Genomic DNA, 26,357 nt, shown 5'->3' with positions numbered 1-26,357 from the left:
CCGAAAACTGACGTGACGCCCGGAGCTTTTTGGCTCCGGGCGTTTTTTTATAGTAAAAGCAAGGATCATTGGGTGCCGGAGGGAGAAAGGCCGTACCGGGCGCACAAGCGGAGGACGGCGTCCAGAGCGTCATCCGGGTTGACCCAGAGGTCCGGAAAAAACCCCGTTCCATCGTGGTTTTCCAGAGTTTCACTGAAGTTCAGTTTGGTTCCGAAGCCGACGGAAACGCCAGAATGGGGCAGGCAGAAGCTATAACAGACATTGCCGCAAATGCCGGTTCCCGAGGTGTTGCTTCCCACCACCACCACGTTTTCAACCGTCCGGAGCAGCAGGAGAAAATCTTCCCCGGCGGAGCCGACGCTGCCGTTCACCAGGACGAAGACGGTGCCTTCGTGTGGCGCGACGGCGCCGCCGACGGTGCCGGAGGTCCAGGTCCCCCAGCCGGAGTCCATGGACCGGATATAGTCCGGGGAATATTCAAGCTCTACGGTTTCTCCGTGAAGAAAGGCGGAAAGCGCGGCAGATCGCTTCTGGGCGTAAAGAAGCTTCCTTCGAATTTCCCTGCCGGCAAAGTTTTGAACCCAGGCCTGCGCGTAACCGCTGTTGCCGCCGCCGTTTCCCCGGAGATCCACAATGATCACCGGCTCCCCGGAAAACGCGGCGCCGGAGGCGGCCATGCGGTTCAGATCAGGCAGGTTTTCCTCAGAATATATAAGCGAACGGGAAATGATTAAGGGAATGCCGTCCAGGCGCAGGTCGTCGGAATAAATCGGGGAAATTGCGCCGGTCGGCCTCATCTCCGTCCAGTCCAAAGAAATTTCCTTCCCGTTTAGAAGAACGCTTTTGGGAAGATCTTCCCCGTCCCGTCTCAGGGCAGTATAGGCCCAGCACAGGGAACCGTCCGGGCCGACGGTGGGCTTTGCAAGGGTCCAGTCCGTGTTGTCGTCCGGGGACAGTACGATTCCTGGGACGAAGTAGGTATGCATATTGCGGCCGTTCAGGACGGAGGCGCCGTTTATTTTGAAGTGTCCGTCGGCGATCCGGGGACTCAGGGCGTTCCAGAGAAGAACGCCGAGAGCGTTTCCGTCCAGGGAACCGTCCCGGCCCAGATTTTCCGTCAGCTTGTCCCGGATGGGTAGAAAAACCTCGTCGCCGCCTAAGAAGTCGTAGGCACCGTAAGTGGTTTTCAGAAGGCGGAAGAGGAGATCAACGTCGGAGCACGCCTCCTGCGGGGAAAGAGAAGAGCTCAGGTTATGAGGGATGGTGAGAGCTTCCAGTTCCGACTGGGACAGAAGGCCATTTTCCTCCGGGTCCTCGGGAAGATAAGACAGAAATCGCTCCTGTTCCTCCTGGGTCCAGGGAGCGGCCAGCGTCTCCTCCCGTTCCCGGTTCACATCCCGGAGGAAGGTATTCCAGCCGACTGTTTTCTCTCCCGAGGAAGCGCTCAGGGACAAAATCAGAAGCGCGGCCAGGAGAGAAGCCGCGATTTTTTCTTTAAGGATGATGTTTTCCTCCCTTCAGAGCTGAGCAGGGAGCAGTGGAAACCGGAGCGCGGCAGGGCCCGGAGCCGCATAGCTCCGGACCCGGTTATTTTGACAGTTTAGCCGCAGACCCAGGAAAAACGGTAAATCCAATTTTCAGGGGTGGGAATGTCCGGCGCTTCAAGCACGCGGAAACCTCCCGCGAGGCGGTTTTCCTTTGCGGAAAGCCCAAAATGACAGGCGGCGATGCCCATGTCGATCCGCTGCACGTCGTAAGGAAATTTGTCGCTGAAGCCGGGGGTGCTGTATTCGTAGAAATGAAAGATTCCGACGCCGGTTTTCAGGACGCGCCAGGGCTGCAGATTGCAGGAGGAGGGGGCAAGGCGGGCAAGCTCCAGAGGCAGGGCGTACTCCCCCGCCGCGGCTCTGGTGAGGGGCGTTATGAAATCCCCGCCGAAATAGAGCTCCTCCCAGCTTTTTCTGCCCACGGAAGCGGCTTTTTCTCCGGCGTATCCGTAAGGACAGACGGCGGGAAAAATCTCATCCTCCCCCACGTCCATATCCTTCCGGAAATCCGCAGTGTCAAAGGTGGCAAGCCAGCAGGTACCGATACCCAGGGACGTAAGATACAAAACGAGGGTTTCAAACTCATACCCCAGCTCCTCCAGGCAGGTTTTCCCGCTTCGTACCGAGGCGGCAAGGAAACGGGAGGCGCCGGATACCATGCCGTAAGTGCCGAGCGTCCGGCCGGACGCCAAGGCGGGCATTTCCAGCATGTGGAAGCGGACCTCTTCCGGAAAGGGACCGGAAAGGGTCCGGATATACCGGGAGATATCATCCGTCAATTCCCGCGGGACAGGACGAATGGAATATTTCCGGACCGAACGGCGGCGCCGGATCGTTTCCTCCAGGGGGAACGAAAAGATACCGGGCATAAAAGGCGCATCCTTTCGGAATTTTAGTCCGCTCTGTTATAGATGGTCATCTCGCTGCGCTCCACCAGCTCTGAAAATTTCGCGGAAGCTTCCTGATAATGGGCGGAGGCGGCGTGCTTTTTCAGAGACTCCTTGCTCTCCCACTCCTCGATAAAGGCAAACTGACCGGGGTTTCTGGAATCCACATAGAGCCGGTAGCTGATGCATTCGGGCTCCGAGGAATTGGTGACGGCCTCCAGCTTTTTCGCCACGGCCTTATACTCCTCGGCCTTGCCTTCCTTGACAAAAATCTTGGCAACCACGGTTATCATACGATTAAATCCTCCCGATCTTTTTGATGGTCCAATCCATGAGGCGGCTTGTTCCGCTCGGAAATTGGAGTAATTTCAATGTAACATCGGAGGAAAACCTTGTCAATCCCAAACTCCCGCAAGTCCGGCAGCGATCCGGGTTATTTCGGGATTACGCCTGGAATCCCCATATAAGAAAGGGAGAAAAACGTTCAAAACACATGATCGGTCAAGAAAGAGCAAGATGGCTTCGCCTAATGGTCAGAGATGGTGAAATTAAAACGCACAGGAGCGGAAAGGAGGTTTGACTATTACTGACCATAGTGTTACTCTTAATACGGAAGCGGAAAACAGCAAGAGATTCCGCCTAAACATAAAAAATATGCATACTACAAATACCGATATAAAATCTGAGGAGGATTAGAAATGAGAAACAACAATTCGCTGATACCCTGGGGTGGCAAGGATTCTCTCTGGCCCTCCGACCTGCTGGGCAATTTCTTCGGCGACAGCTTTTTCCCCAGCGTGAGTTCGGGAATGAAGGCCGATATCCGCGAGGCAGAAAAGAGCTACATCATCGACGTGGAGGTCCCCGGACTGAACCGGGATAACCTGGAGATTGATCTCAGCGACAACTGCCTGACCGTAACGGCACATGTCGACGAAAGCAGCGAGGAAAAGGGCAAAAACGGCCAGTTCTTAAGGCGCGAACGCAAAACGGGCGTATTCCGCAGAAGCTTCGTCCTGGAGAATGTCAAAACGGAGGAAATCACCGCGCAGCTTACTAACGGCGTGCTGTCCGTTACCTGCCCGAAAGCAGAGCTCCCCGCGGATAACAAAAAGAAGATCGACATCCAGTAAACATTTTGATATATCCCTCTCATGCACAGGCGGCGCCCCAATCGGGGCGCCGCCGTTTTCGTGGATCGCTTCCCCGCGCTTCCGGCAGGGCTTCTACGACCGGGAGATTTCTTCCGGTATCATTCCCGCCGAAACAAATTCTGCTTTCTTATCCAGACATTCGGATACAATACGGAAAATCGGCAAAAATACGGACACCGGGCGGTCTGCTGAGACAGTATCCAAGAGCCTGAAATTACGACGCAGACGCCGGGATTCAAAGGAGGCAGAGCGGAATGAAAGGGAGAAGAATGGGCCGGCGAGCCGCCGTCCGGGTGATCGCTTACATCGCGGCGGCCTTTGCCGTCACAGCGGGCATCGCATGGAGCAACTATGCCCAGGCGCAGTATTATAAGCTTCAGCTGAACAACACCTATCAGAGAGCCTTCGCGGAGCTGACCACGAACATGAGCGAGCTGGACACGGCGCTGCAGAAGGGGCTGTATGCCACGACGCCCGCCATGGCCGCCTCTTTGTGCACGGAGATCTACGGAAAGGCGACGGCGGCGCAGATGGCGGTGTCCCAGCTCTCTTACTCCCACGTTACGCTGGAAAACACAGCCTCCTTCTTATCCACCGTTGGGGACTACGCCTATGTGCTGTCCAAAAACGCGGCTTCGGGAGCGGTATTCGGGGAAACGGAAGAGAATGCCCTGAGGACTCTGGCGGACAGTTCCGCCGTACTGGCGCAAAACCTCCAGGACCTGCAGCAGGACATCAACAGCGGGGTGATCACCCTGGAAGAGCTGAACCGGGCGCAGAGCCAGCTTTCCTCCGCGGAGGCGGAGGCGACCTCCAGCACGCTGGACAACAGTTTCCGGCTGATGGAAAGCGAGTTTCCCGAAATGCCGACCCTTATTTACGACGGGCCGTTTTCCGAGCATATTGAAACCATGGAACCGCTGTTTCTCCAGGACAAGGACGAGGTGACGGACGCGGAAGCCATGAAAGCGGCGGCGGAGTTTCTGGGGATACCGGAGGATAAATTCCGGCTGGACGGCGAGAGCGAAGGAAAGCTCCCCACCTACCTCTTTTCCGTTGACGAGCAAGGAAGCGAAATCTCCCTGGAGGTGACCAAGCGGGGCGGCGTCGTTTTAAACCTATGCAACTCCCGAGCGGTTCCTTCCACGGATATCCGGACGGAGGACGCGGTGGCCATCGCCAAGGACTTTCTGACTTCCAACGGCATGGACAGCATGAAGGAGAGCTATTACACCCTGCAGGGAAACATCATCACCATCAATTTCGCCTACGTTCAGGACGGCGTGATCTGTTATCCGGACCTTGTTAAGGTGGCTCTGGCCATGGACGACGGAGGAATCATCGGATATGACGCGAAGGGGTATATCATGAGCCATACGGCCCGGAGCATACCCGCGGCGTCCGTTTCCGAGGAGGAGGCAAAAAAGCTGGTGGCTTCCGATCTTACCGTTCTGGCTCATCAGATGACCGTCATCCCCACGGAAGGAAAATATGAGATCTTCTGCCACGAATTCAAATGCGAAACGGCGGACGGGCGGCACTATATCATCTATGTCAACGCCGTCACCGGGCAACAGGCGAAAATCCTTATCCTCATCGAGAGCGAAAACGGAACGCTGACGATGTAATAGGCAAGCATGATAATCATTGCTTGACATTATTACGGGAGTCTGGACGGGAGGGGAGCGTTCCCCGCTGGGGGTAACTTTTTTGTTTCTGCAAAAAGTCACCGAAAACAGACCAAGAGGCTCCGGTCTGCGAAAAGCTGCTCTGTGCGACGATTCAGAAGATTGACTGTAATCTGGGGGATTCGGGTTTTGGGTTGCGGGGTCCAATAAGTCTGCAAGGACTGAGTGTGCACGACGTTAAGAGGAAAAGGAAAATGGGCCGCCCGGTTAAGGGCGGCCCGCTGTTTTAATTCATTATTCCCCGGCTTTATAAAAGACGAGAAGGCTTTTATAGGTCATATAGCAATCCAGCTTGGAGACCACCTCGTAGGGGGAGTGCATGGAGAGGACCGCGACGCCGGCGTCCAGGGTATCGATGTTGCGGTTTGCCATATATTTGGCGACAGTGCCTCCGCCGCCGGCGTCCACCGCGCCCATTTCGGCCATCTGCCAGGAGACGTTGTTTTTATCAAACAGGCCGCGGAAATAGGCGATGAGCTCCGCCGAAGCGTCGGAAGAGCCGGATTTGCCCCGGGAGCCGGTGTACTTGCAGAGACCCACACCGTAGTTGATCCTGGCTGCGTTGCGCTTTTCGTAAACCTCGGGGAAGCTGGGGTCGAAAGCTACCGTCACATCGGCGGAGAGGCAGCGGGACTTTTCAAAGCAGGCGTCCAGGGTCACGCCCTGGGTCCGGCAGAGGTCCCCGATGAAGGTGTCGAAAGCGGCAGACTGCATGCCGCTGACCCCATCGGAGCCGGTCTCCTCCTTGTCCGCAAGGACGCAGACGGCGGTAAACTCCGGTGCTTCCGCACCGAGAAGGGCGGCGAAGGCCGCATAAGCGCAAACCCTGTCGTCATGCCCGTAGGCTCCGATGAGGCTCCGGTCGAAGCCCAGGTCCCGGGCGTTCATGGCGGGGACCATACAGAGATCCGCAGAGAGGAAATCCGCCTCGGTAATGCCGTATTTTTCATGAATCAAGGACATGGCCATGAGTTTGACCCGCTCGGTGTCCTTTTCTGTACCCGGGAAGGGACGGCTGCCCAGGAGAATATTCAGGCTTTCCCCGGGAATGGCCTCCCCCAGGGGTTTCTTGGACTGCTCGGAGGCCAGGTGAGGCAGCAGATCGGTAATGACAAAGAGGGGGTCGTCCGGGCCGGCGCCCACGGAGACGTTTACCACGGATCCGTCCTTCAGGGCGACGGCGCCGCGGAGCTCCAGGGGGACCGCTACCCACTGATATTTCCGCACGCCTCCGTAGTAATGGGTCTTGAAATAGGCCATTTCGGCCTCCTCATAGAGAGGATGCTGCTTCAGATCCAGACGGGGGGCGTCGATATGGGCAGCGCCGATATGAACGCCGTCGGAGAGGGGCCGGGTGCCCACGACGGCCAGGATAAGGGCCTTGTCCCGGTTGTTGAAATAGAGTTTGTCTCCGGCTTTGACAGCCATGCCGCGGACGTAGGGACGAAAACCTTTCTCTTCCGCCAGGCGGATGGAGACGGCCACCGCTTCCCGCTCAGTTTTGCTTTCGTCGAGAAAGCGCTTATAGCCGCTGCAATACAGGTTGCATTGGTTCAGATCCTCGGGGGACACCAGGTCGAAGCTGTTTTTCTGCTGATAAAAGAGTTCGTTTTTTACTTTTTCAAATGCTGATTCCACTTTGTTGTCCATATAAAAACTCCTTTGATTGATTTACCGATTCATGAGCATTTCGGAAAATACCTTTCTGCAATGAGAGGCAAATATTTCCGGGGGCTCGTCTTTATTTTCCAGAATCAGATTGCAGCGCTCCCGGTAAAAGGAATCCGGTTTCTGAGCGTTTACGCGAAGGCGCGCGTATTCCTCGCCGATCCCTTCCCTGGCCATGATACGGCGGATGCGGACCTCGGGCGCGGCAATGACGCCCACCACGACATCGCAGAGTTCCGAAAGGCCGCTTTCAAACAGGGCTATGGCGTCCACCGCGAAGAGGCGCCGGCCGTTTCGGCGCTGGATATCCATAGCTTTTCCCAATTCGTCCTTCACATACCGATGGCTGATATTCTCCAGTTCCAAAAGGCTGGCCTCGTCGCGGAACACAATCTCCCCCAGCTTTTTTCTGTCGATCTGGCCGTCGGTGAGCACATCGCCGTACTGTTCCACGATCTCGAGCTTCAGCATTTCGCTCTCCCGCAGCAGATCGTGATAAAGCTCGTCGCAATCCACCACATATCCGCCCAACTCTTCCATTACCCGAAGGGCGGTGGTTTTCCCCGCTCCGGTGCCGCCGGTGATACCGATGATAAACATGTCGTCCTCCGAAAAAGCAGGATGCCGCGGTTTCGGCAGAGAAAGTCAAAAGCGCGGCTGCAGACAGGTAATTCATCTCTTGCCATAAAAGAGAAGAAGACAAAGGGAAACAACGCAATTATAAAACAGAAACTGCGCAGTCCGTTTATACTTCCACGAGCCGGAAACCGGCTGCGCGGTTCAGGCGGTTCTGCACGGCCAGCTCCAGGCCCTCCCCCTCGGGATACCGGGCGTAAGCCGTTTCGATTCGGAGCTTGTCCAGCGTGCGCAGAAGCCCGAAAAGGTTCCGGGCGAGAGCGTCCGGCTCGGTTTTTTTCCCATAGGGCAGAACGGAGAAGCCGGGATACATAGATGCCTCCTCCTCATAGCAGAGGACGGCGGCGCCGGCGGCGGGCCGGGAATTGATATAGGCGGCGGCTTTGGAAGCCTCCCCGCGGACCATGACGACGGAAGCGGAGGGGGCGTAGTGCTTGTACTTCATGCCGGGAGCACGGGCGACCTCCCCATCTTTCAGGGGGCCCAGGACCGCCCTGTCGATCACCAGGCCGCCCAGGACCTGGCGGAGCTGCTCGGGGACGATGCCGCCGGGCCGCAGCAGGCGGGGCGGCGATACGGTCAAATCCACGATGGTTGATTCCACGCCCACGGCGCAGGGCCCGCCGTCCACCACGGCGTCTATTTTCCCATCCAGGTCGTCCAGGACATGGGAAGCGGCGGTGGGGCTGGGACGGCCCGAGAGGTTGGCGGAAGGGGCCGCCACGGGAACTCCGGCGGCGCGGAGGATGGCGGAGGTTACCGGATGGCGGGGGCAGCGCATGCCCACGGTGGGAAGGCCCGCAGTGACGATGTCCGGAATCAGGGCCTTGCGTTTGAGCACCATGGTGAGGGGCCCGGGCCAAAAGAGTTCCGCAAGACGGTAAGCGCTGTCGGGTATCTCCAGGCAGTAAGCCTCCAGGCTGGAGACATCCGGAATGTGGACAATCAGGGGATTGTCCTGGGGGCGGCCCTTGGCGACAAAGATCCGGCTCACGGCGCGGGGGTCCAGGGCGTTGGCGCCGAGACCGTAAACGGTCTCGGTAGGAATGGCCACAAGCTTCCCCTCCCGGAGAAGCTTTGCTGCCGCCTCCACCTTGTCCCGTTCTCTTTCCGGATCGCTGATTTTAAAAATCTGGGTATTCATGGCTGCCTCCCGAATCGGATTTAGGATTCTTCTCCCGCCCTGAGGCGCTCGGCCTGATCGGCGGTGACCAGAGTGTCCACCAGTTCGTCCAGATCGCCGTTCATAATCGCGTCGATTTTATACAATGTCAGCCCGATGCGGTGATCCGTCACCCGACCCTGGGGGAAGTTATAGGTACGGATGCGTTCGCTGCGGTCGCCGGTGCCCACCTGGCTGCGGCGCTCGGCGGCGATGGCGGAGGTCTGCTCCTGCCGCTTTGCATCCAGAAGCTTGGAGCGGAGGATCTTCATGGCCCGTTCCCGGTTTTTATACTGGCTGCGCTCATCCTGGCACTCCACCACGATCCCGGTGGGAATATGGGTCAGGCGGATGGCGCTTTCGGTCTTGTTTACGTGCTGGCCTCCCGCGCCGCTGGAGCGGAAGGTGTCGGTCTGGATATCCGCGGGATTGAGCTCCAGCTCCACATCCTCGGCCTCGGGGAGAACCGCCACGGTAACCGTGGAGGTGTGCACCCTGCCGGAGGACTCGGTGTCGGGCACACGCTGGACCCGGTGGACCCCGCTTTCAAACTTCAGGCGGGAAAAGGCGCCCTCGCCCACGATCATGAAGCTGATTTCCTTGATGCCGCCCAGCTCGGTTTCATTTATATTCGTGATTTCAACCTTCCATCGGCAGCGCTCGGCATACATGGAATACATCCGGAAAAGGGACGCGGCAAAGAGCGCCGCCTCTTCCCCGCCGGCGCCGCCGCGGATCTCCACGATCACGTTTTTCTGGTCGTTGGGGTCGGCAGGCAGCAGCAGGACCTTCATCTCCTGCTCCAGGCGCTCCATATCGGAACGGGCGCGGTCATATTCCTCCTGGACCATTTCCCGGAAGTCGGCTTCCAGGTGATCATCCAGAAGGGCGCGGGCCTCGGAGGCTTCCCGCTCCGCCATGCGGTAAGCCCGATAGGCCTCCACCAGGGGGGTCAGCTCCTTCTGCTCACGGCTGAGGCGGGTCACCTGTTCCCTGTCGGCATAGACGTTGGGATCGGACAGACGCCGCTCGATTTCCATATAGCGCTCTTCAACGAGGCGCAGCTTTTCCAGCATATATTTGCTCCTTTTCCTCCGGCGGGAACGAGCCCACCGGACAGCAGGCATATGTTACCACAGAAGGGGGTCTTTTGTAAAGTGCCGGCAGGGCAATCATTTTCCGGAGGAGCCGGCGGCGCCGGAAATCTCCCGGACAAAAGCGTCCAGCATCCCGCCGTAGAGGTGGTCCCCCGGCTGGAGGGAGACGGCGGCGATCCGACGGTTCCCGGAAAGAGAATCCATCGCGTCGAAAAGAGTTTCGTAAGCGTTGGTGCCCGCCCGGGTCAGAAGCCAGGCGGCGGCGGGCAGGGCATGCCCGTAAGTGGAAAGAAAGGTGCGGACAACGGGAGAAAGGCGGGCGGCCCATACGGGAGAGCAGACCACAACGAGGCCGTAATCGGCCAGCGGCGCGGGAAGTTCCACGGGCAGAAGGCCGGTGCTGCGCTCGCTCACCGAGTCGAAACCCGCGAGAATGAAGCCGAGAATCCCTTTGCGGTCCCGCCCGTCGTCGATCCGGACCAGATCTCCCCCGATCCGGGAGGCAATCTCCTTTGCAGCGGTTTCGGTTTTGCCGGTACGGGTATAATAGACCAGAAGCGTCTTCAAATTGATTCCTTCCCTTCCGCCAGCGTTTCCCATGTGAGGTAGAGTTCCTCGAGGCGCCCCTCCAGCTCGTCGGATTCCCTCCGCAGCTCGGCGCTTTTCATATAATCGTACGAAGTGCCCTGATTTGCCAGAGCTTCCAGTTCCCCTTCGATCTTTCTTCCGCGCTCCTCCAAAAAGGCGATCTCCTCCTCGCAGAGAGAAAGAGGATCGGGCCCGGAGGATTTCCCGGGTTTCCGGCGGGGCTCTTTCCGGGATTCTTCCTTCCCTTCACGGGGGGATTTTTCCTCTTTGGCGCACAGCGCCCTGTAGGTTTCGTAATCCCCGTCGAAATCGGTGAGGCCGCCGTCCCGGAGTTCCCAGATGCGGGTGGCGAAGCGGCTGACAAAATACCGGTCGTGGGAGACAAAGAGCAGGGTTCCCTCGTACTCCTCCAGAGCGCTTTCGATCCACTCCCGGGACTGGATGTCCAGGTGGTTCGTTGGCTCGTCCAGGATGAGGAAATTGATGCTCCCGTCCATGAGCATACACAGGCGAAGGCGGCTCTGCTCCCCGCCGGAGAGGACGGAAACGGGTTTATATACGTCCTCCCCCTGAAAGCGGAAGGCGGCCAGGCGGTTTCTCGCCGCCTGGGGCGTGCAGTCCAGCTCGTAAAGGAGCGTATCCATCAGCGAGCGTTCCGGATGCTCGAAGCGCACCACCTGGGGCAGAAATGCCGCCCGGACGGCGGGACCCAGGCGGAGGCGGCCGGTGTCCGGCGGCTCCTCCCCCAGAAGAATCCGCAGGAGGGTAGTCTTCCCCGTTCCGTTGTCCCCGATGAGGGCGATCCGGTCCCCGCCCTCCACCAGAAGCTCCAGGCTGCGGAAGAGAGTGCGCTCGCCGAAGCTCTTGGAAACGGAATCCAGCATCAGGACCTCGTCCCCGTGAAACTCCATAGAGCGAAACCGCGCCTTCATCTCCCGCTCCTTCACGGGGCGCTCGGTCTTTTTCATGCGCTCGATGCGCTTTTCCATGGCGAAGGCGCGGCGGTGGAGCTTGGCGTTTCGCTGGGCCCAGCCGTGCATTCGCTCGGCGGCAAAGGAAAGCTGGGCGATTTTGGCCTCTTCGATTTCGTATCTCCGAAGGCGCTCCTGATACCGCGCCTCCTTTTCCTCGGCGTAAAAGCTGTAGTTTCCCGAATAAAGCTCAGCTTTTCCGTTTTCCAGCTCGACGATACGGGTGACCACGCTGTCGAGAAAATACCGGTCGTGGGATATGACCAGGACGGTGCCGCGGAAGGAGGAGAGATAATCCTCCAGCCACTCGACAGACCGGATATCCAGATGATTCGTGGGCTCGTCCAGCAGGAGAATGTCCGTATCCTCCAGGATGAGACGGGCTAAGTTCACCCGGGTCTTCTCCCCGCCGGAGAGGGTATCGAACAACCTGTCCCGCATGGAGGAGAGCTCCAGGCCGTTTGAGACCTTGTTGAGCGCGGTTTCCGCGCCGTATCCGCCCAAAGCCTCGAACCGGGCGGACAGTTCCCCGTATTTTTTCAGATTCGCCTCCGAGGGATCCTCCGCCATAGCGTTTGCCAGGGCGTCCATCTCCGACTGAAGGGCGAACACTTCGGAAAAGGCGGAACGCAGGACGTCCTCCACGACGAAGCCTTCCGGGTATACGGGGATCTGGGAGATGAGGCCCAGGCGGCGGCCGGGGGACAGAAAAACCTCCCCCTCGTCGTACCCCATAAGGCCGGCGAGGATGCGGAAGACGGTGGTCTTCCCGGCGCCGTTGCGGCCCAGCAGACCCACACGTTCCCCCGCGAAGACCTGAAAGGTCAGGCCGTCCAGAATATTCTTCCCTATTTCAAAGGACTTCACAAGTCCCGAGACCAGTATGTCCGTCATTGGATGTTCTCCGTGTTGCATTATTTCCGGCATGTAGTATAATGGCTGCAGGACAAGCGCTGTGCCGGAAGGATGGCCCTGCCTGGTTAACGCACTGCGGGCGGCGGTGCCGCCCATGCCGCATTCCGCGGAACGCATCGTTATTTTATTATTGTATCAAAGGCCCGGCATTACCGGACATGTATCATTTCAGGAGGCGACTATGGAAGCAATCCGATTCAAGAACGATATCCTGTATCTGCTGGACCAGACAAAGCTCCCGGCCGAGGAGGTCTGGATCGAATACACCGATTACCGGGCGGCGGCAGAGGCCATCGTCACCATGGTGGTGCGGGGCGCTCCCGCCATCGGGATCACCGCGGCATACGCGTACTTTCTGGCCGCCAAGGAATACTCCGGGCAGCCGGCGATACAGTTTTCCGCCTCCATGGCAAGGGCGCGGCAGAAGATCGCCTCCACGCGGCCCACGGCCCTGAACCTGTTCTGGGCGCTGGGCCGGATGGATTCCGTACTGGAACGCTTCGGGCGGAGCCCCTCGGCCCTTCCGTCCCTCCGGGCGGCGGCCCAGGAGATCCACCGGGAGGACGTGGAGATGAATCGGGCCATCGGCCGGTTCGGCGCCGCGGTGGTGCCCCAGGGGGCCGGAATCCTCACACACTGCAATGCGGGGGCCCTGGCAACCGGCGGATACGGCACCGCCCTGGGAGTCATCCGGGCTGCCCATTCCCAGGGAAAGGTCTCCATGGTCTATGCCGACGAAACGCGCCCCCTTCTTCAGGGCGCGCGGCTGACGGCCTACGAGCTGGTACGGGACGGAATCCCCACCACGCTGATCACCGACAGTATGTCGGGAAGCCTGATGCGCATGGGAAAGATCCAGATGGTGGTGCTGGGGGCCGACCGCGTGGCCGCAAACGGGGATTTTGCAAACAAGATCGGGACCTATTCCGTAGCGGTGCTGGCGAAGCACCATGGGATCCCCTTCTACACCGCCATGCCGGGGTCCACCATCGACCTGTCCCTTCCCTCGGGGGAGGAGATCGTCATCGAGCAGAGAAACGGAAGAGAAATCAGTCACATCCGGGATATCCAGCTGGCGCCGGAGGGAGCGATCCTCTATAACCCCGCCTTCGACGTGACGCCCCACAGCCTGGTGACGGGGATCATCACGGATAAGGGCGTCGTCTACCCGCCCTTCGAGGAGAACCTCAGGGCACTGTTCGGCTGAAGCGGCTTACGATAAAATCCGCAAATTCCTCAAAATGCATGGCATGGGAGGCCTTGAGAAGCACCGCGCTGTCCCCCGGGAGGGTGGCGAGGTCTTCCAGGGCCTCTTTCTTTGTTTCATACCAGGCGGTGCGCGGGACGCCGGAGTCGTCCGCCCCGTCCCGGATGCGCCGGGAAAGGGGCCCCACCGCGATGAGCCTGCCGATGCCAAAATGACCAAGGGCAAGGCCGGTTTCGTAGTGAGCCTTCGGCCCCAGCTCTCCCAGCTCGCCCATATCCCCAAGAACGGCGATTTTTTCCCCCCGGGGGGCGGAAGCCAGAATTTCAACGGCAGCGAGCATGGACTGGGGATTTGCGTTGTAGCAGTCCACCAGCAGCGTCCGGTCCCCGGACAGTTCCATCAGGTTCATGCGCAGGCTTCCGGAGCGGAAGGCCTCGATCCCCGCGCGGATTTCCAGAGGGGTAAGGCCCAGAAGGCCGGCGGCGGCGACGGCCATGGCGGCGGGATAGATCATATGGCGGCCGGGGGCGGGAATTTCCAGTGGTCCCCGAATCCAGGGCGACTCCACGCGGCAGCGGACGCAGTCCGCCCCGGAGGAGATATCCAGCATCCGGACATCGGCATCCTCCGCCGTGCCGCACCACAGGGCGGGAACGGGGAGCTTTCCCCGGAGAGAGCGCAAGAGGGGATCGTCGGCGTTGAGCACGGCGGCGCCGCGGGGGTCGATATTCTCGAAAACCTCGCACTTGGCCCTGAGGGTGTTTTCCCGGCTGCCCAGATATTCGATGTGAGCATCCCCGATGTTGGTGATCACGGCATACCCGGGCCGCACCATGGCGGAAAGGGCGCGGATCTCCCCGGGATGGTTCATCCCCATCTCCACCACCGCGGCCCCGTGGAAACTCTCCAAGCCGAACAGCGTAAGGGGCACGCCCACGTCGTTGTTGAAGTTCCCTTCGGTCCTGTGGACCCGAAAACGGGAGGAGAGGACGGAGAAGAGCATATCCTTGGTGGTGGTCTTCCCCACGCTGCCGGTGACGGCGAAGACGGGCAGGTCAAATCTGCTCCTGTGCCACGCGGCGAGACGGCCCATGGCGGCGCGGGTATCGGGAACCAGAATGTAGAATTTTCCCGGGATAAGGCTCTCCGGCGTCCGTGAGGCGAGGGCTCCGGCGGCTCCCGAACGCAGAGCCGCGTCCAGGAAATCGTGGCCGTCGAACCGGTCTCCGGGAAGGGGAATGAACAGGGAGCCGGGGGGCACCTTCCGGCTGTCCAGACAGACGCCGGAGACGGACCCCTCCGGGTCCCCCGCGAGGAGTTTTCCTCCCGACGCGGAGAGGATTTCGGTTACTTTCGCTTCCAGGGAGGCTCCCTCCTTTTTTGTCAGAGTTCCCGGACCGTTTATTTTCCCCGGATTTTCGCGGAAGCCTTGATAATCCTGCGGCAGAGCTCCTCGTAGGAGTAACCAGCGACGCGGGCCATCTGGGGTATGAGGCTCGTGGGGGTCATGCCGGGGAGGGTGTTGACCTCCAGAAAATAGGGGTCTCCCCCTTCGTCCAGGATAAAATCGCTGCGGGAATAGACGTTCAGCTGGATCGCACGGTGCACCGCCAGGGCGGCGGACATGAGGCGCGCGCGGATCTGGTCCGGGATGTCCGCGGGGCAGATCTCCGTGGTCAGGCCCGGCTGATATTTGTTTTTATAGTCGTAGAAGCCCTCCTTGGGGATGATTTCAATGGGCTGCAGGGCGGTTTCCTCCAGGACGCCCACGGAAAACTCCCGGCCCCGGATGTACTGCTCCACGATAATGCGCCCGCCGAATTTCAAAAAGTCCCGAAGGGCCGCTTCCAGCTCTTCCGGCGTCTTGGGAAGGGCGACGCCGATGCTGGAGCCGCCGCCCACGACCTTTACTACGCAGGGGAGCGCCGTTCTTTCCACGATGGCGGGAATATCTTGCTCCTCATAGTCCAGAGTATACCAACGGGGCGTCAGCACCCCCTTGTACTGCACGATGCGCTTGGTGAGATCCTTGTCCATGGCGATGGCGCTGCCCAGATAACCGGAGCCGGTGTACGGGATGCCGATGAGATCGAAGGCGGCCTGAAGCCTGCCGTCCTCGCCGCAGCCCCCGTGAAGGGCCAGAAAGACGATGTCCGCCATGGAGCAGACCCGGATCACATCCTTGCCGAAGATGCCCAGCTCCCCGCTTTTGCGGGAGGCCTTCACGGCCTCCAGGTCGGGCTCGGTTTCGGAGACCGCATAATCCATGCACAGGCCGTCCTCCGCATCAAAAATACGGGAAGGATCCCCGGACCAGTTTTCAAGACCCAAAAACAGGTCTACCAGCACCGCCTTGTGCCCGGCGCCGCGAAGGGTTTTGCAGACCAGGCTGCCGGTGGAAAGGGAGACGTTCCGCTCAGGGCTCAGCCCCCCCGCCAATACGACAATATTCATGAGAACCCAGCTTTCCAAGAAGATATAACCGGAAACGGCGGAGAAATCCGGCGAACCGGCCTATTCTGTTTTTAAAACGAGACAGAAACAGTATAGCACGGAGATTTGGCAATCTCAACAGAAAAAGCGCGGCGCGCGCGACGTCTCCGTCTTTGAGAAAGACACCGCGTCCCGTTTAAACTTTTCTGCAGGATCCTGCCGTGACCGGGAAAATGAAGAGGGCTGCCCCAATACCGGCGGTATCGGAGACAGCCCTTGTTATCAGCGAATCTATTTGGTGCCAAAGATACGGTCTCCCGCGTCGCCGAGGCCGGGGACGATGTATCCGTGCTCGTTTAAGTGATCGTCCACCGCGGCGCAGAAGATATCCACGTCGGGATGATCGGTCTGAATGCGGCGGATCCCCTCGGGGGCGGCGATGATGTTCATGAGCTTGATGCTTTTGCACTCATAGTTCTTGAGAAACTGGATCGCGGCGGAAGCCGACCCGCCGGTGGCCAGCATGGGGTCCAGGATAATGATGTCACGCTCGGAAATGTCAGCGGGCATCTTGCAGTAATACTCCACCGGCTCCAGGGTGTCGGGGTCGCGGTAGAGCCCGATATGGCCGACCTTGGCCGAGGGGATGAGGGTGATGATGCCGTCCACCATACCGAGACCGGCCCGGAGAATGGGGACCAGGGCGAGTTTTTTGCCCGCCAAAACCTTTACCCTGGCCTTGGCCACGGGGGTTTCGATTTCCACATCCATGAGGGGCAGGTCGCGGGTGGCCTCATAGCACATGAGGGTCGCGATTTCGGCCACGATTTCGCGGAAATCCTTGACTCCCGTATTCTTGTCCCGCAGAATGGACAGCTTGTGCTGCAGCAGCGGATGATTGAGAACGTGCAGATTCTCCATAGTATATCCCCTTACTTTTTCAGTTTCTCCAAGCGCTCCCGCTCGGCCTGGGAGAGACGAAGATAGACAGGGCGAAGCTCCTTCGCGTCCACCAGCTCTCCCGCGGCGGCCTTTGGAAAGGCAGCCATGGCGACACCCCAGGCGCCGGGCATCCGCAGATGCGGCGGGGCCAGGGAAACGCCAAATTCCGATATTTGATTATAACACAGCTGAGCGCCGTCTCCAACCAAAATCTTCGGATTTTCTTCCTTTTTCAGTTCCTGAGCCAGTTCTTCAATCCCGACGGCCCTGTCGGGGCAGAGACGGGTCAAAACCCCGCCCCGGGCGCAAAAAAGAGCGTTGTAGACCTGCTGCCTTCTCGCGTCCATCACCGAAACCACGGTTCCATCCATGTGGGACACGGGCATGGCCATGGCCTCCAGAGAGGAGACGGGGCAGCAGGGCTTTCCGGCAGCCCAGGCAAGGCCCTTTGCGGCGGCCACGCCGATGCGCACCCCGGTGAAGGAGCCCGGGCCGGCGGCCACCGCCACCACGTCCACGCGCTCCAGAGGGACGGCGGCGTTTTTCAGCATGTCCTCCAGCATGGGCATCAGCGTGCGGCTGTGAGTCCCGCCGCTGTTCAGAAAATACTGGGAGAGCAGCCTGCCGTCCTCCGCGAGTGCCGCGGAGGCGCAGACGGAGGAGGATTCAAGGGCTAAAATCAGCAAAACGAGGCTCCTTCCCTTCCATGACGATTTCGCGCCAGTTTTCATTTTCCGGAGAAGGGGTAAAATACAACCGCAGGGGTACGGAATCAAAGAGCCCGGGCGCGTTTTCGCTCCATTCCACGGCGCAGACGCCCCCTCTTTCCAGGTAATCGTCCCAGCCCAGGTCGAAGAGCTCCCCGGCGCCGTCTATCCGGTACAGGTCGAAGTGAAAAAGGGGCAAACGACCCTCGTATTCGTTTACCAGGGTAAAGGTGGGGCTGGTGACCCTGCCCGAATATCCCAGGCCCCTGGCAAGACCGCGGACGAAGGCGGTTTTCCCCGCGCCGAGCCCGCCGTACATGGCGACGACGTCGCCGGGTTTCAGCAGGCCGCCCAGCCGCTCCCCGAGAGTTTCGGTTTCCTTTTCGCTGCGGGAGAGAAGCTTCATCCGGTATTTTCCCCTTTCCGCCGGCCGGCGCGGAGCCGAAAACCTCCGGCGCACGCCGTAAATACAAAGACAGTATACCACCTTGAAGGGAAAGTTTCAAAACAATCCAATAAATTTCCGGGGACGGCGGGCGCCGGCAAAGGCAAACCAAAGCCCCCTTTACTATTGCGGGGAGCGATGATACAATGATGGGGATCCGCGGGGGCACGAAAGCCCCGGGAATCAGCGGTATGCGCCGCCTGCGGAAAAACGCCGGGAACCCGGCGGGGAAAGGAAGTGAAGCCGTGAACAGCGCCGGATCCGTTCTTCGGGATTTTTTCAAAAAGGGGGACATGCTCCTTCTGTCGTTGTGCTGCGGCTCCACTTTATACGGAATCCTTCTCATCGCAAGCGCGACCCATTCCACGGGGAGCCTGCGGTATGTGATCATACAGGCGGCCGCCCTGGTCCTGGGCGTTTTTCTGTTTGCCTTCTTTACCTTTCTGGACCTGGATCCGATCCTGGAAAGGTGGCGCTGGATTTTTCTTTTCAATGTGATCTTTATCGCCTCCCTTTTCGTATTCGGCGTGGAAGGCGGAACGGGAAACCGCAGCTGGCTGCGCCCGTCCTGGTTTCCCGTGGGGATCCAGCCGGCGGAGGTGGTGAAGATCACCTTTATCCTACTTATGGCGCGGCAGATGTCCTATCTCAAATCCTGGGGAATCAGCTCGCCGGGCTCCGTATTTCAGATGGGTGCGCACGTCCTGTTCATGGCGGGACTGATCTACGCCGCATCTAAAGACGCGGGAATGGTACTGGTGTACCTGTTCATCTTCCTGGCCATGGCATTCGCCGCCGGAGTGAAGCTGCGGTGGTTCATCCTGGCTTTTGCCGCTGGCGGCGGCGGGTTTGCGGCGGCATGGATCAAAGGCTGGATACCGGAATACATGCGAAACCGGATCCTGGTCATCTTCGACCACAGCCTGGACCCGCTGGGCATCGGCTGGCAGCAGAACCGGAGCGTGCTCGCCCTGGGTTCCGGCGGACTGACGGGGCAGGGGCTCTTTCACGGGACGCAGACACAAAAAGCCAGCACAACGGCGCTTCCCGCAAAGCACACGGATTTTATCTTTTCCGTGGCGGGAGAAGAGCTGGGGATGATCGGGTGCGTGCTCATCATCATCCTTCTGGCGGCCGTCGTCATACGGTGCATCTATGTGGCGGTGAACGCCAAGGATGATTTTTCCGCCCTGATCTGCGTGGGGATCGCGGGGATGCTGATCTTTCAGATCGTGGAAAATATCGGGATGTGCCTTTTCCTCACCCCGGTGATCGGGCTGACCCTTCCCTTTTTCAGCTACGGCGGGACCTCCATCGTCTCGCTCTTTGCGGCAATGGGCATCATATCGGGAGTTAAAATGCGATCGCTTCCGCGATGGCTCAGGGGCAGGAACGACAGGCGGTAGGCAAAAATCTGCCGGAAAAGGATACTATTGGTATAATATAACAAATTGTAATGAGAAAGCACCGGAACAACTTTGTTCCGGTGTTGCTTTGTTATATATTATGTAAACTTAGAACGCCCGTTTCCCCTGCGGTTTTTTCGGAAGAATTTATTGGACAAGACGGTATATTATTGCTTTCGCGGCAAACAATAACTGTGATCTTATTCCTTTCGGCCCACCATATTCATCAAGGAGGTCACAGCTTTGAAAGAAATCGCTAAAATCGCGCGGCGCGCCGTCCCATTCTTCCTCCTTTGCGCCTTTGCGGTACTTTTCATCACGCCGGCGTCGGCATTTCTCTTCGGGTTCGGAGGCGGGGACGAGACGGCGGTGTCCGCATTTTCCAAAAACGCCGTATCCAACGAAGCCATCACCTTTGAAGCGGGAGATTTTGCGGCCAAGCCCGCCGTGGACAGCATCATCATCACATCTCTGCCCGACTCCGAGACGGGCGTCCTGAAATTCGCCTCCCAGGACGTTCAGACAGGATATGTGGTATCCATGAGCGCCATCGAGGGACTGAAATTCTATCCCTCCGCGGCGGACGAGACCACCACCAGCTTCACCTTCCTTCCCATATCGGGCGGGGTAACGGGGACGGATCCCGTTACGGTGACGCTGCACCTGCTGACCAAGGAAAACAGCGCTCCCGTAGCCAGGAACCTGGAACTGAAGACCTATAAAAACATCGCGGTGACGGGCAGCTTTTCCGCCATCGACCCGGACGGCGACACCCTCACCTATCAGATCGTGGAGAAGCCCGCCAGGGGCGAGGTGATCCTGGCGGACGACGGCACAGCTGCCTTTGTCTACAAGCCATATGAAAATAAGACGGGCAAGGACAGCTTCACCTACACCGCCGTCGACTCGGTGGGCAACGTCTCGGAATCCGCGATCGTCAATATCAAGATTGACAAGGCCAGGACCAGCGTAACCTATTCCGACATGGAGGACAACCCCGCCCACGCGGCGGCGATCCGCCTTGCCGAGATGGAGGTGTTCACCGGGGAGGCGCTGGGCGACCAGTACTTCTTCCACCCGGACACTCAGGTGACGCGGGGCAGCTTTGTGGTAATGGCCCTGACGGCGGCAGGGATTACGGACCTGTCCCAGGTGAGCGCCACGGGCTTTGCCGACGACGGCACCATTCCCTCCTGGATGAGGCCCTATGTAGCAACGGCGCTGAAATCGGGCATCATCAAGGGCGTATTTGACGATGAGGGAGAGATCGCGTTTTCCGCGGACGCGCCCATCACCTTCGCGGAGGCAGCCGTGATCTTGAACCGCGCCATGGGCTTTACCGACGTGACACCGGCGGCGGTCTACACGGACGAGGCCATGATTCCGGCCTGGGCGTATCAGGCGGCGTATAACCTGGAGTCCACCGGCGTCATCATCGCGGACCGCACGGGTTCTCTGAACCTGACGCGGCTCGTCACCCGGGGAGACGCTGCGGAGATGATCACCGCTGCCCTGGACGTGGTGGAAGCCAGAGAGACCTCCGGCGGGCTTTTGAGCTGGTTTAAGTAAAAAGGCATACCGGGCAGATGCGGTTTCATAGAAACTATAAACCAATGATCGAAGAAGCTAGCGAAAACTCCTCCGTTTCCGGAGGAGTTTTCGCTAGCTTGTCGGAAAAGGCGGAACGCCTTTTCCGATAAAAGGGCTTGCAGTCTTCCGCGCGCCTCGCCGTCCGCAACAGGCGGACGGTTCGACGCTTGCAGCCTGAGAAGTATTTTCGGGCACGTACACGCCGCACCCGAAAATGATACGATTTTATTTCACCGCTCCGGCGGCGAAACTCTGCGAGGCTTTTTCGACAGACTGACGAAAACTCCTCCGTTTCCGGAGGAGTTTTCGCTTTGTCATTTAAGGGTTCTTAACGGGCTGTAAGAGCCCTGGGGTTTATAGAGAGAATACCGAAAACCGACTCTTTGTAACAGTATATCGGGGAAGGAAAAAATCCGCAATCGCTAAATTATACAAATTTATATATGTTAATTATATATTATTCGCCAGAAGCCATGTGAGGCGAGGGATAGCAGGAATAAAACATTGACATTGCCGATGAGTATCATTGAATCGAACCCATAAAATACTTCCCGGAAGGAGAAAGCGTTCAGCCTTTCGAAAGGGATTTTAAGAGGGCCTCTTCCGGACGGGCGGAAATGGTCTTTTCGCCGGTGTAAATCACCATGCCGGGTTTTGCTCCGGCAGGCTTTTTCACAAAGCGGGCTAGAGTGCAGTCCACGGGGACCAGGCCGCCGTCTTTGCCCTTTGAGTAATACGCAGCGAGGGAGGCGGCTTCCAGGACGGTCTTCTCATCGGGGACTTTTCCGTGGGAACGAATCAAAACATGGGCGCCGGGGATATTTTTCGCGTGGAGCCAGAGGTCGCCCTTTTCCGAAGAGCGCAAGGTAAGCTCGTCGTTTTGCCGGTTGTTCCGGCCCACCTGGATGAGAAAGCCGGAGGAGGAGGAAAATTCACGGGGCCCGGAAAGGGACATCTTTTTCGGCCTGGAACCAGATTTCTTTCTGGAAAGATACCCGGTGTCCAAAAGCTCCCGGCGGATCTCCTCCAGGTCCCTCTCTCCTTCCGCGCGATGAAGCTCCTCCTGGACGCTGTCCAGATAGGAAAGCTCCGCTTCCCCAAGAGTAATCTGCTCCGCGAGGATTTTAGCGGCGGTTTTGGCCTTGGTGTACGATTTGTAAGCCCGGGCGGCGTTTTCCTGAGGGGAGAGAAGGGAGTCCAAAGGGATCTCCACTTCCCTGTTTTCGGGATCGTAAAAATCCTCGGCGGTAAGGGAGGACATGCCCCGGCTCATCCTGTGAAGATTCGCCGTCAGGATATCTCCACGGCGGCGGAAAAGGTCCCTGTCATATGTTGCCTCCAGCTCTTTGCCCTGCTGAGCCAGACGGCGGGCGATCCTGTCCCTGGCGGTGGAGACGGCCTTTGTGAGTTCGGCGCTTTTCCGGCGCATGCTCTCCCGGGATTCCCTCTCCCCGAAAAAATAATCCAGAAGGGCGGAAAAGCTCTCCATCCGGCGAAGCTCCGCCAGGTTACCGTACTGGGTTATGGGGAAAAAGGAAAAGTCGAAGGGCGCGCCGTCCCTCAGGAGGATATAAGGCTGGGTCCGCCCCTCCGAGATATAAGTCTGAAAAGAATCCAAAACGGAGAGAAAGCGCTCCTTCTGCGCGAAATCCAGCTGACACAGACGGGCGTCCGCTCCGGAAACGGCCAGGAAAACCAACTCGCGGCAGACCAGGGGAGAAAAGCCGGCAAAGGTTTGAATCAGCCAGCGGTCCAGCTCCAGTTCCGGAGGGGCGGCGTCCAGAAGGCGGCCCCGCTCCTCCCCGCCGGTATTCAGAAGAGACAGCTTTTCCTGAGGCGCGGGAGGATGGTAGTACAGGCCCGGCAGAAGACGGCGCTTGGTTGCCTCGTCGGGAGAGATCCTGTGCAGGCAGTCCAGAATGCGGCGGTTTTCATCCAGCAGGAGAAGGTTCGCCCCCCGCCCCATGGCTTCCAGCACCAGGGTGCGCAGGGTGGGCTCCCCCATTTCGTCCGCGGAGGAAATGTCGATCTCAACGATGCGCTCCATGGGGGGCTGGCGCAGGGCCAGGATCTTTCCGTTGGTGAGGTGCCTTCGCAGGAGCATGCAGAACATGGGGGGCGAGGCGGGATTTTCCCTGCCCAAAGACGTGAACTGAAGGCGGGAACCGCCCGGAGAGGCGGAAAGAAGCAGCCGGAGGTTCCCGCGCAGGGAGAGGATCACCTCGTCCCGCTCGGGCTGATGTATTTTGTCAATCCTGGCTCCCACGAGCCGGGGCGAAAGTTCGTTCATTACGGCGCCGAGGCAGACTGCGTCCATGGGCATATTATTTCTCTCCCGTGTATCAGATAGCAGCTTGAGGGCTGGAGTTCACTTCCCCGCTTCTTCGTCCCTCAGGATATTTTCAAAGAGCTCATTCAGACGGCCCCTGCGGCCGTGAAGGTAGAGCCAGCCGAACAGGGTTTCCAGGGCGGTGGCCGTCTGGTAGTCCTCGCGGCTGGCGTTTTTGGGAACCGCATGGACGTTGGCGTTTCTGCCGCGGCGGAAGACGGCCTGTTCCTCCTCGCTCAAGAGGGGCAGGAGGCGGCGCGCGGCGGCGGCCTGGGCCGGAGCGCTCACCCGGGAGACCGCGGCTTTATGAAGCTTACCCGAGGTAGCCTTCCCCTCCAGACAGAGGCGGGAGCGCACCATGAGCTCAAAAACGGCGTCACCCAGATAGGCAAGGCCCAGGGTGCTGATGGAACGGACGGCGTCCTCGTTCAGCCGGAGATCCAGATAATCGGTCAATGGGATTCCTCTTCTCATATCAGTTTACAAAAACAGTATACTACAGCCGGGCTCCTCCGAACACCCCCTATTCTTCCGCCTTCGGGACATACTATGAAGACACAGGATCCGTACCGCGGAGGAAGAAAGGATTTTTGGCTAAATTGCAAAATCGCCATATTGACAAGCCGCGCCCCCTATGTTAAAATACCACTTGTTCGGCAGGAATTGCACGCCGGACAGACACTCGGGGGCGTAGCTCACCTGGGAGAGCGCTTGAATGGCATTCAAGAGGTAGTCGGTTCGATCCCGATCGTCTCCACCAAATCTATCAACCGAAATTGATACAATAGGGCCAACCTGAAAAAGGTTGGCTCTTATTGTTAAAAAATGTTATAATAAACCTAAGTAATTGCATTGGTAAGGGTGGCGACCAACAATGGAACAGATGTGCGAAGAAGCGATAATCAAATTTCTAAAAGAAAATTCAGAGCCGTTGCCGAATCAATCTTATGGCATCGGCTATAGAGCTGCCATATATTTAGTAGACGGAACGTATTTACCTTGTATCATCTTTCGAAACTCCAAGATAATTGTTGAACATGCAATAAGGCGTTTCAAAGATGAGCAAACCGGAAAAAGCATCTTCAAAGACGCAAAACACGGGTACTATGATACTGTAAAGACGTTCGTTACCAAAGGAAACTGCGTTAATGCTTATGACATTGCAAAAGTCGAGAAAAGTAAGTATGCCTTCCCTATCTCCACCCTGTATAAGATACACGGAGAAGCTCTTATGAGTTGGACAGGGTTTGTAGCAAAAATGAAAGACGGGAAGTCATTTACCTTCGGGACTACATTTCTAACGGAATTCTTCGATATGCCTAAAGGGTATTCAGTTGATGATATTGTTGAGATAATTAATCATAGCTATATATCAAAAACAGGAGAGGTTAAGTCATATTATGCGGATTCCTTTAATCCTCTTGGTGAAAATCCCGTTGATGACAATGACATTTATAGAGAACGCCCATATTTTGAATGTTATTTAGATAATCTGTGATTGTAGTTATTTTCGAGGGTGGTGAACAATATGCTTCCGCTTCCGATGCTTGCGTTCAAATTGGAAGGTAATGATTGTTATATTGAGCTTACAATTGAAGAAGTCTGGGGTTATCCCAATGAAACAAGCTACGGCGGCGGCTACGGAGCAAAAGGGCAGTTAACCATTAAAGCTGGCGAATATAGTGTTGATAACGCGACTCATTATTTTACAACAGGTGAGCTATATAGGTTCATGCAGGAACTGCAGCAATGCTATAATAAGCTGGAGGGAGAGATCTATTTAGATAATACCGAGCATGAACTCGACTTGAAGTGTACGTTTAATAGAAAAGGTCATGTCGTGATTAACGGACGCTTTCAAAGTAGACCAGACATTCAAACTTTTCTCATTTTCGAACTTCGCACAGACCAAACTCAAATACCCGCTGCTATTTTTGCCCTGAAAAGGGTGGCTGAAATATTCGGAGATGATAAAGGTATTAAGGGAAAATAACCATGCACCCCCCTCGGCGATTTTGCACCCCCAAAAAAAGGGAAAATTGAATTATATCAATCTCGTACTCTAAATACACAAAAAAGAAGGACAAGCTTTGCTTGTCCTTCTTTTTTGTGGGCTTCGGCAGTAAAACTGCCTTCGCTCCGATTTAAACATTTTACGGCGGAAATGAATTCCACCTATGGAAATTCTGCGCTGCGCTGCGAATTTACGCGCCGCTCGGCGCGCCCCGCCGGAGGCGGGGTTGGAGGGACTGGCGAAACCTGTCCTTCTTTTTTTGTGGGCTTCGGCAGCAAAGCTGCCTCCGCTCCGATTTAAACATTTTACGGCGGAAATGAATTCCGCCTATGGAAATTCTGCGCTGCGTTCCGGTTTTATGCTTCCAGCCCGACCCGCCGAAGGCGCAGAAAGAGGAAGGATGGACAGGCGGCCGGTACGATGTCCGCAACATCGCGACTTCGAAACATATAATAGGATAGCGCAGCGCTTCCAAAACAGCAATCGTACTGTGAGGACGGTGAAAAAATGTGTCGTTAAAATTACTGAAAATCGTTTTTGGCAATGCGCAAATAGGAATAACAACAGATGGCGGGACTTACGAGGTATTTATAAACGCTACCGGTTCGTCAAGCGTGAAAGGAACCATCGTGGTTGCATCCAAAACCGTACAGGGAGGAGTTTCAACCGCCCCCGCCGGATCTGTCGTTCCAATCGGCGTTATATATGAAACCGGAATCGATGTGGGACAAAAGGTTAAAGTGGTGACTTACGGAAAAGCGCAGGTCCTTCTGGCGTCCGACCAGACGTCTTCAACCGGGTTCTGGTGCGGCGTCAGCAGCGCTGAAGAAGGAAAAATGTATCAGGAAGCAAACGCTCCTATCGGAACATCCGCGCATAATCAGGAGATCGGGCACAGCCTGCAGACCGTTTCGACAGCCGGAGCCTTATCTCTGGTGCAACTTCATTTCAACTGATATCCATTTCTTCCG

24 protein-coding genes and 1 tRNA gene are annotated in these 26,357 nt (G+C 57.7%); 9 read left to right on the top strand and 16 right to left on the bottom strand.

All coding sequences use genetic code 11. The features are described 5' to 3' along the window. Nucleotides 1–65: 65 nt before the first annotated feature. The 3 genes from B9A13_RS00655 to B9A13_RS00645 all read right to left on the bottom strand — a co-directional run bounded on the left by B9A13_RS00655 (nucleotide 66) and on the right by B9A13_RS00645 (nucleotide 2,727). Nucleotides 66–1,454 carry a S41 family peptidase gene (locus B9A13_RS00655; protein WP_084233113.1) on the bottom strand — a complete coding sequence of 463 codons (1,389 nt, stop codon included), beginning with the start codon at nucleotides 1,452–1,454 and terminating at the stop codon, nucleotides 66–68. Nucleotides 1,455–1,600: 146 nt separating this feature from the next. Beyond that, the gene (locus tag B9A13_RS00650; protein ID WP_084233112.1) at nucleotides 1,601–2,416 is read right to left on the bottom strand and encodes a nitroreductase family protein; all 816 of its coding nucleotides are present in this window, start codon (nucleotides 2,414–2,416) and stop codon (nucleotides 1,601–1,603) included. A gap of 23 nt (nucleotides 2,417–2,439) precedes the next feature. After that, nucleotides 2,440–2,727 (bottom strand): putative quinol monooxygenase, encoded by a 288-nt coding sequence (locus B9A13_RS00645; protein WP_084233111.1) that lies wholly within the window; start codon nucleotides 2,725–2,727, stop codon nucleotides 2,440–2,442. A gap of 405 nt (nucleotides 2,728–3,132) precedes the next feature. Between B9A13_RS00645 and B9A13_RS00640 the strand changes: the two genes are divergently transcribed. Beyond that, the gene (locus B9A13_RS00640; RefSeq protein WP_084233110.1) at nucleotides 3,133–3,567 is read left to right on the top strand and encodes an Hsp20/alpha crystallin family protein; all 435 of its coding nucleotides are present in this window, start codon (nucleotides 3,133–3,135) and stop codon (nucleotides 3,565–3,567) included. Nucleotides 3,568–3,842: 275 nt separating this feature from the next. Beyond that, the gene (gene ypeB, locus B9A13_RS00635; protein ID WP_084233109.1) at nucleotides 3,843–5,216 is read left to right on the top strand and encodes a germination protein YpeB; all 1,374 of its coding nucleotides are present in this window, start codon (nucleotides 3,843–3,845) and stop codon (nucleotides 5,214–5,216) included. A gap of 294 nt (nucleotides 5,217–5,510) precedes the next feature. Here ypeB and B9A13_RS00630 read toward each other — a convergent pair whose 3' ends face one another. From B9A13_RS00630 to abc-f, 6 genes are all read right to left on the bottom strand, one after another. Next, a complete protein-coding gene (locus tag B9A13_RS00630) occupies nucleotides 5,511–6,926 on the bottom strand; it encodes an aminopeptidase (RefSeq protein WP_084233108.1) in 1,416 nt (471 codons plus the stop codon). 21 nt (nucleotides 6,927–6,947) lie between these two features. Then, entirely contained in the window at nucleotides 6,948–7,544 is a 597-nt protein-coding gene (gene coaE / locus B9A13_RS00625) for a dephospho-CoA kinase (RefSeq protein ID WP_084233107.1), read from the bottom strand. A 145-nt stretch (nucleotides 7,545–7,689) separates the two neighbouring features. Continuing rightward, on the bottom strand, nucleotides 7,690–8,724 hold the full coding sequence (locus B9A13_RS00620; RefSeq protein ID WP_084233106.1) for an L-threonylcarbamoyladenylate synthase: 1,035 nt from the start codon (nucleotides 8,722–8,724) through the stop codon (nucleotides 7,690–7,692). A gap of 20 nt (nucleotides 8,725–8,744) precedes the next feature. Next, nucleotides 8,745–9,818, bottom strand: coding sequence for a peptide chain release factor 1 (gene prfA / locus B9A13_RS00615; RefSeq protein WP_084233105.1), 1,074 nt, complete (start codon nucleotides 9,816–9,818; stop codon nucleotides 8,745–8,747). 96 nt (nucleotides 9,819–9,914) lie between these two features. Then, on the bottom strand, nucleotides 9,915–10,406 hold the full coding sequence (locus B9A13_RS00610; RefSeq protein WP_084233104.1) for a flavodoxin family protein: 492 nt from the start codon (nucleotides 10,404–10,406) through the stop codon (nucleotides 9,915–9,917). Beyond that, on the bottom strand, nucleotides 10,403–12,292 hold the full coding sequence (gene abc-f / locus B9A13_RS00605; protein ID WP_084233103.1) for a ribosomal protection-like ABC-F family protein: 1,890 nt from the start codon (nucleotides 12,290–12,292) through the stop codon (nucleotides 10,403–10,405). Before abc-f ends, B9A13_RS00610 begins: the two co-directional genes overlap by 4 nt. Before the next feature lie 202 nt (nucleotides 12,293–12,494). Between abc-f and mtnA the strand changes: the two genes are divergently transcribed. After that, nucleotides 12,495–13,520, top strand: coding sequence for an S-methyl-5-thioribose-1-phosphate isomerase (mtnA, locus tag B9A13_RS00600; RefSeq protein WP_084233102.1), 1,026 nt, complete (start codon nucleotides 12,495–12,497; stop codon nucleotides 13,518–13,520). Here the strand turns inward: mtnA and B9A13_RS00595 are convergent. The 5 genes from B9A13_RS00595 to tsaE form a co-directional block, all read right to left on the bottom strand. Next, on the bottom strand, nucleotides 13,501–14,862 hold the full coding sequence (locus B9A13_RS00595) for a UDP-N-acetylmuramoyl-tripeptide--D-alanyl-D-alanine ligase (protein ID WP_278308993.1): 1,362 nt from the start codon (nucleotides 14,860–14,862) through the stop codon (nucleotides 13,501–13,503). The two genes, mtnA and B9A13_RS00595, sit on opposite strands and share 20 nt — an antisense overlap. Before the next feature lie 59 nt (nucleotides 14,863–14,921). After that, a complete protein-coding gene (locus tag B9A13_RS00590) occupies nucleotides 14,922–15,974 on the bottom strand; it encodes a D-alanine--D-alanine ligase family protein (RefSeq protein WP_084233100.1) in 1,053 nt (350 codons plus the stop codon). Between the two features lie 270 nt (nucleotides 15,975–16,244). After that, nucleotides 16,245–16,874 carry a uracil phosphoribosyltransferase gene (gene upp / locus B9A13_RS00585; RefSeq protein WP_084233099.1) on the bottom strand — a complete coding sequence of 210 codons (630 nt, stop codon included), beginning with the start codon at nucleotides 16,872–16,874 and terminating at the stop codon, nucleotides 16,245–16,247. A gap of 11 nt (nucleotides 16,875–16,885) precedes the next feature. Continuing rightward, entirely contained in the window at nucleotides 16,886–17,581 is a 696-nt protein-coding gene (tsaB, locus tag B9A13_RS00580; RefSeq protein WP_084233098.1) for a tRNA (adenosine(37)-N6)-threonylcarbamoyltransferase complex dimerization subunit type 1 TsaB, read from the bottom strand. Further along, nucleotides 17,562–18,008 carry a tRNA (adenosine(37)-N6)-threonylcarbamoyltransferase complex ATPase subunit type 1 TsaE gene (tsaE, locus tag B9A13_RS00575; RefSeq protein ID WP_084233097.1) on the bottom strand — a complete coding sequence of 149 codons (447 nt, stop codon included), beginning with the start codon at nucleotides 18,006–18,008 and terminating at the stop codon, nucleotides 17,562–17,564. Before tsaE ends, tsaB begins: the two co-directional genes overlap by 20 nt. A 284-nt stretch (nucleotides 18,009–18,292) precedes the next feature. On the opposite strand from tsaE, the gene B9A13_RS00570 reads away from it, so the two are divergent. Both B9A13_RS00570 and B9A13_RS00565 read left to right on the top strand, forming a co-directional pair. Then, nucleotides 18,293–19,453, top strand: a complete 1,161-nt coding sequence (locus B9A13_RS00570) for an FtsW/RodA/SpoVE family cell cycle protein (protein WP_242942738.1) — start codon at nucleotides 18,293–18,295, stop codon at nucleotides 19,451–19,453. 243 nt (nucleotides 19,454–19,696) lie between these two features. Next, nucleotides 19,697–21,022: an Ig-like domain-containing protein gene (locus B9A13_RS00565; protein WP_143806826.1), complete on the top strand. Its 1,326-nt coding sequence runs from the start codon at nucleotides 19,697–19,699 to the stop codon at nucleotides 21,020–21,022. A 589-nt stretch (nucleotides 21,023–21,611) separates the two neighbouring features. On the opposite strand, the gene B9A13_RS00560 is transcribed toward B9A13_RS00565, so the two are convergent. Next, nucleotides 21,612–23,366 (bottom strand): Rqc2 family fibronectin-binding protein, encoded by a 1,755-nt coding sequence (locus tag B9A13_RS00560; RefSeq protein WP_084233096.1) that lies wholly within the window; start codon nucleotides 23,364–23,366, stop codon nucleotides 21,612–21,614. Nucleotides 23,367–23,411: 45 nt separating this feature from the next. After that, nucleotides 23,412–23,828, bottom strand: a complete 417-nt coding sequence (locus B9A13_RS00555) for a Mini-ribonuclease 3 (RefSeq protein WP_084233095.1) — start codon at nucleotides 23,826–23,828, stop codon at nucleotides 23,412–23,414. 228 nt (nucleotides 23,829–24,056) lie between these two features. Here B9A13_RS00555 and B9A13_RS00550 point away from each other — a divergent pair. From B9A13_RS00550 to B9A13_RS00535, 4 genes are all read left to right on the top strand, one after another. After that, nucleotides 24,057–24,132, top strand: a tRNA-Ala gene (locus tag B9A13_RS00550). Between the two features lie 114 nt (nucleotides 24,133–24,246). Continuing rightward, nucleotides 24,247–24,870 carry a hypothetical protein gene (locus B9A13_RS00545; protein ID WP_084233094.1) on the top strand — a complete coding sequence of 208 codons (624 nt, stop codon included), beginning with the start codon at nucleotides 24,247–24,249 and terminating at the stop codon, nucleotides 24,868–24,870. Nucleotides 24,871–24,900: 30 nt separating this feature from the next. Continuing rightward, complete coding sequence (locus B9A13_RS00540) at nucleotides 24,901–25,365, top strand: WapI family immunity protein (protein WP_084233093.1); 465 nt, start codon at nucleotides 24,901–24,903, stop codon at nucleotides 25,363–25,365. Nucleotides 25,366–25,895: 530 nt separating this feature from the next. After that, on the top strand, nucleotides 25,896–26,342 hold the full coding sequence (locus B9A13_RS00535) for a hypothetical protein (RefSeq protein WP_143806824.1): 447 nt from the start codon (nucleotides 25,896–25,898) through the stop codon (nucleotides 26,340–26,342). The last annotated feature ends 15 nt before the right edge of the window (nucleotides 26,343–26,357 follow it).

It is taken from the genome of Papillibacter cinnamivorans DSM 12816, assembly GCF_900176335.1.
In the GTDB taxonomy this organism is placed as follows: Bacteria; Bacillota; Clostridia; order Oscillospirales; family Oscillospiraceae; genus Papillibacter; species Papillibacter cinnamivorans.
This window is presented reverse-complemented; position numbering and strand designations above follow the sequence as displayed.

What these genes read in the sequence shown, in the direction of transcription:
- B9A13_RS00650 (WP_084233112.1), bottom strand. Translation starts at nt 2,416, where the DNA reads ATGCCCGGTATCTTTTCGTTCCCCCTGGAGGAAACGATCCGGCGCCGC.
- B9A13_RS00645 (WP_084233111.1), bottom strand. Translation starts at nt 2,727, where the DNA reads ATGATAACCGTGGTTGCCAAGATTTTTGTCAAGGAAGGCAAGGCCGAG.
- B9A13_RS00640 (WP_084233110.1), top strand. Translation starts at nt 3,133, where the DNA reads ATGAGAAACAACAATTCGCTGATACCCTGGGGTGGCAAGGATTCTCTC.
- ypeB (WP_084233109.1), top strand. Translation starts at nt 3,843, where the DNA reads ATGAAAGGGAGAAGAATGGGCCGGCGAGCCGCCGTCCGGGTGATCGCT.
- B9A13_RS00630 (WP_084233108.1), bottom strand. Translation starts at nt 6,926, where the DNA reads ATGGACAACAAAGTGGAATCAGCATTTGAAAAAGTAAAAAACGAACTC.
- coaE (WP_084233107.1), bottom strand. Translation starts at nt 7,544, where the DNA reads ATGTTTATCATCGGTATCACCGGCGGCACCGGAGCGGGGAAAACCACC.
- B9A13_RS00620 (WP_084233106.1), bottom strand. Translation starts at nt 8,724, where the DNA reads ATGAATACCCAGATTTTTAAAATCAGCGATCCGGAAAGAGAACGGGAC.
- prfA (WP_084233105.1), bottom strand. Translation starts at nt 9,818, where the DNA reads ATGCTGGAAAAGCTGCGCCTCGTTGAAGAGCGCTATATGGAAATCGAG.
- abc-f (WP_084233103.1), bottom strand. Translation starts at nt 12,292, where the DNA reads ATGACGGACATACTGGTCTCGGGACTTGTGAAGTCCTTTGAAATAGGG.
- mtnA (WP_084233102.1), top strand. Translation starts at nt 12,495, where the DNA reads ATGGAAGCAATCCGATTCAAGAACGATATCCTGTATCTGCTGGACCAG.
- B9A13_RS00590 (WP_084233100.1), bottom strand. Translation starts at nt 15,974, where the DNA reads ATGAATATTGTCGTATTGGCGGGGGGGCTGAGCCCTGAGCGGAACGTC.
- upp (WP_084233099.1), bottom strand. Translation starts at nt 16,874, where the DNA reads ATGGAGAATCTGCACGTTCTCAATCATCCGCTGCTGCAGCACAAGCTG.
- tsaE (WP_084233097.1), bottom strand. Translation starts at nt 18,008, where the DNA reads ATGAAGCTTCTCTCCCGCAGCGAAAAGGAAACCGAAACTCTCGGGGAG.
- B9A13_RS00560 (WP_084233096.1), bottom strand. Translation starts at nt 23,366, where the DNA reads ATGCCCATGGACGCAGTCTGCCTCGGCGCCGTAATGAACGAACTTTCG.
- B9A13_RS00545 (WP_084233094.1), top strand. Translation starts at nt 24,247, where the DNA reads ATGGAACAGATGTGCGAAGAAGCGATAATCAAATTTCTAAAAGAAAAT.
- B9A13_RS00540 (WP_084233093.1), top strand. Translation starts at nt 24,901, where the DNA reads ATGCTTCCGCTTCCGATGCTTGCGTTCAAATTGGAAGGTAATGATTGT.